The 3,349-nt window shown below is 62.8% G+C and carries 4 protein-coding genes; all 4 read left to right on the top strand.

Annotation, left to right across the window (positions count from 1 at the left end):
- Positions 1 to 575: extracellular solute-binding protein (locus M3498_00885; GenBank protein MDQ3457851.1), on the top strand; the 575-nt coding region annotated here is incomplete at its 5' end.
- 103 nt (positions 576 to 678) lie between these two features.
- Positions 679 to 1,515 carry a sugar ABC transporter permease gene (locus M3498_00890; GenBank protein ID MDQ3457852.1) on the top strand — a complete coding sequence of 279 codons (837 nt, stop codon included), beginning with the start codon at positions 679 to 681 and terminating at the stop codon, positions 1,513 to 1,515.
- A 77-nt stretch (positions 1,516 to 1,592) separates the two neighbouring features.
- Positions 1,593 to 2,387, top strand: a complete 795-nt coding sequence (locus M3498_00895; protein ID MDQ3457853.1) for a carbohydrate ABC transporter permease — start codon at positions 1,593 to 1,595, stop codon at positions 2,385 to 2,387.
- A gap of 10 nt (positions 2,388 to 2,397) precedes the next feature.
- Positions 2,398 to 3,216, top strand: coding sequence for a hypothetical protein (locus M3498_00900; GenBank protein MDQ3457854.1), 819 nt, complete (start codon positions 2,398 to 2,400; stop codon positions 3,214 to 3,216).
- Positions 3,217 to 3,349 lie beyond the last annotated feature (133 nt).

Here is a 3,349-nt window from a genome sequence, read left to right on the forward strand (position 1 = left end):
AAGTGGCCGAGTTCTGGCTCGAGCTCGTCGAGCGCGACATCGCGGTAGCCTCGGACAGCCAGACGGAAGACTTCTTCGCGGGCCGCCAAGCGATGATCCTCGCTTCGACCGCCAACCTCGAGAACTACTTCACTCAGGCCGACTTTGACCTGCGGGCGGCCACCCTCTGGTGCCACAGCGAGTGCTACGCGCCCATCGGCGGCGGCAACTTCTACATCATGGATACCGGCAGCGAGGCCGAGCGGCAGGCTGCCTGGGAGTTCTTGAAGTGGGTGGCCGCCCCCGAGCAGAGCGCGCGCTTCGCCGCCGCGACCGGCTACATGGCGCCTATGCCGGCGGCGCTCGAGACCGAGACCCTGCAAGCGCGTTTCGAGCAGCTTCCGGAAGCGCGATTGACCTACGACCAGATGAGCAGCCACGGTTACCCTCGCACTCTGGTCCCCTTCTGGAACGAGGTCCACTCGGCCTACGGCACGGCGACCGAGGAGATCTTGCTGGCGGGCACTGACCCTCAGCGGGCGCTCGATATCGCTGCGCAAGAAGCCAACCGCCTTCTGCAGGTGTATGCCCGGTAGGGGCAAAAATCAAAGCGCGCGCCGCTCTTCGGGAGGGGCGCGCTTTCTCTCTGCCGAGCGGCGCCGCAAGCTTGGGGAGGCCCTGAGCGCCTATCTTTTTCTCATGCCCGCCGCGCTCATTTTGGGCACCTTCCAGTATCTTCCCGCTTTCGACGTCTTCCGGCTGAGTCTCACCGACCGGCTTCTCTTGCGCCCGGTCAGCTCCTTTATCGGCCTCGACAACTATCAGCGCCTCTTCGCCGACGAGCGCTTTTGGAACTCGGTATGGAACACGATCTACTTCGTTGGCGTGAGCGTGCCGGTCCAGATGGCGCTGGCGCTGGTCCTGGCGCTGGGCCTTGCCCGCAAGATGCGCGGCGTAGGCGTCTTCCGGACGGTCTTCTTTCTGCCGGTGGTCGCCTCGACGGTCGCCGTGGCGGTGGTGTGGCGCTGGATGTACCACCCCAACATTGGCATTCTCAACTATTTTCTGCAACTTTTCGAGCTCTCGCCCGTACGCTGGCTGCAGGATCCCACCTGGGCCATGCCCGCGGTCATCTTGCTGGCCGTGTGGAGTGGGGTGGGTTACTACATGGTCATCTACCTGGCCGGCATCCTCGACATTCCTGAGGATTACTACGAGGCAGCCCGTTTAGACGGCGCCCAACGCTGGCACCTCTTTCGCTACATCACCTGGCCCATGCTGATGCCGGTCACCTACCTTATTTTGATCCTGCAGATGATCAACTCGTTTCAGGTGTTCACGAGCGTCTACGTGATGACGGGCGGGGGGCCGGTACGGTCCACGGAGGTGGTGGTGTTCTACCTCTACCAGCGCGCCTTCGAGAGCCTCGAGTTCGGCTACGCCTCAGCCATCTCGGTGGTGCTCTTCGTTTTCCTGGTGACGCTCACCGTCGTTCAGCGCCTCACCATCGGGGCCAGGGTGAACTACGAGCGATGACGGGACAGGCGACGACCTCAGCTAGGCCGAAACGACGGTCGAGCGTCAGCTCCTACGAGAGGCTGGGTGCCGCCTTCGTGGCGGCACTCATCTCCTTCGCCGCCCTGGTGTGGCTCTTTCCCTTCATCTGGGCCTTGCTCTCTTCGCTCAAGCTGCCCGGCGAGCTCGCCACCGGCTCGCTGTCGTTGCCGAGAGAACTCTTCTGGCAAAACTACACCGAAGCGTACGCGGGTTTGAATTACGTGCGCTCGCTCCGCAACAGCTTCATCTTCGCCGGCGGCGCGGCCGTCCTGCAATGCATCACGGGCACCCTGGCCGCCTTTGCCTTCGCGCGGATGAACTTTCCAGGCAAAGAGATCATCTTCATGATGATGCTGGCGACGCTCATGATTCCAACCACGGTCACGCTCACCGCCAACTTTCTCATCCTCAGCAACCTGGGCTGGATCAACACCTTCTTCGCGCTCATCGTTCCCAACGGCGCCAGCGGCTTTGCTATCTTCTTGCTCCGGCAGTTTTTCATGACCATTCCCATCGAGCTCGAGGAGTCGGCCCGGCTCGATGGTGCCGGGCGCCTGAGGTTCCTCTGGCATATCGTGGTTCCGCTCTCGAGGCCGGCCCTCATCACGGTGTTCATCTTCGTGTTTATCAGCTCCTACAACGACTTCCTGTGGCCTCTCATCATGACCTCGAGCCGTGACATGCGCGTCTTGCAGATCGGCCTGCAAGCCTTTTCCGACGAACTCGGTTCGGGCATCGTACAAGGACCCCTCATGGCCGCAGCCATTCTGGTGATGATTCCGACGATCATCCTCTTCATGTTCTTGCAGCAGGCCTTTATCCGCGGGATTACGCGAAGTGGCCTCAAGTAAAGGGGAAAGCGTGAAATATGGGATTGGCCTCATCATGATCTGTCTTACGCTCAGCAGTAATTCCATAGCCGAAAAGGACCCTTACGTCTTTGTGCAGGCGCACCGAGGCTACAGCGCTGACTATCCGGAACTGACGCTCCTCGCCTTCAAGCGGGCGATAGAAGTGGGCGCCGACAGGCTCGAGATGGACCTGGCTATTACCGCCGACGGCCACGTGGTCCTCATGCACGACCGCACCGTGGATCGCACCACCGACGGCAGTGGCCCGGTCGAGAGCTTTACCCTGGCACAGCTTCGCCAACTCGACGCGGGAGGCTGGAAGGGTGGCGAGTTCGCCGGTGAGCGCGTCCCCACCCTCGAGGAGGTGCTCGAGCTTGTTGACGGGCGGGCGGTCTTAAACCTCGAGATCAAGTCGCGGGGGAGGCTTGCCTCCTGGGTAGAGCGCGTGATCGAAGCGACCGTCCGGGTGGTTCAGGAGCGTGGCGCCGTGGATCGCGTGCTTTTTTCGTCGTTTGACGTGCAGGCGCTCCTGGCGGTGCGCGAGCTCGAGCCCGAAGCCAAGCTCTTGCTGATCGACTGGGAGCAACCCTCCTTGCGTTTCGACATGCTCGACGTGGCCATCGCGCAGGGCTTCTATGCCTGGACGCCGAGCCCTGAGTACGCCACCGAGGAACGGATCCGCCGGGCCAAGGAGATGGGCTTAAGCGTCCACGTCGGCGCCTCGCCGGGGCCGCGCATTCTCGAGTGGGCCGAGTGGGGCGTGGACGGTTTCAGCTCGGGCAATCCGGGGGCCCTGATCGACTTCCTGGAGCGCCATGGCTTTCGCTGAGGTCACCGCGGGGCCGGCTCGGACAAAGACTGCCAGCCTGCAAGACGCCAGCGCCTTCGTCTTCGACCTTGACGGCTGCCTCTGGTTCGGCGGGCGGCTGGCGCCCGGCGCGGCGGCGCTCGTCGAGCAGTTG

The sequence above is a fragment of the Deinococcota bacterium genome, from assembly GCA_030858465.1.
In the GTDB taxonomy this organism is placed as follows: Bacteria; Deinococcota; Deinococci; order Deinococcales; family Trueperaceae; genus JALZLY01.

What these genes read in the sequence shown, in the direction of transcription:
- M3498_00890 (MDQ3457852.1), top strand. Translation starts at nt 679, where the DNA reads ATGCCCGCCGCGCTCATTTTGGGCACCTTCCAGTATCTTCCCGCTTTC.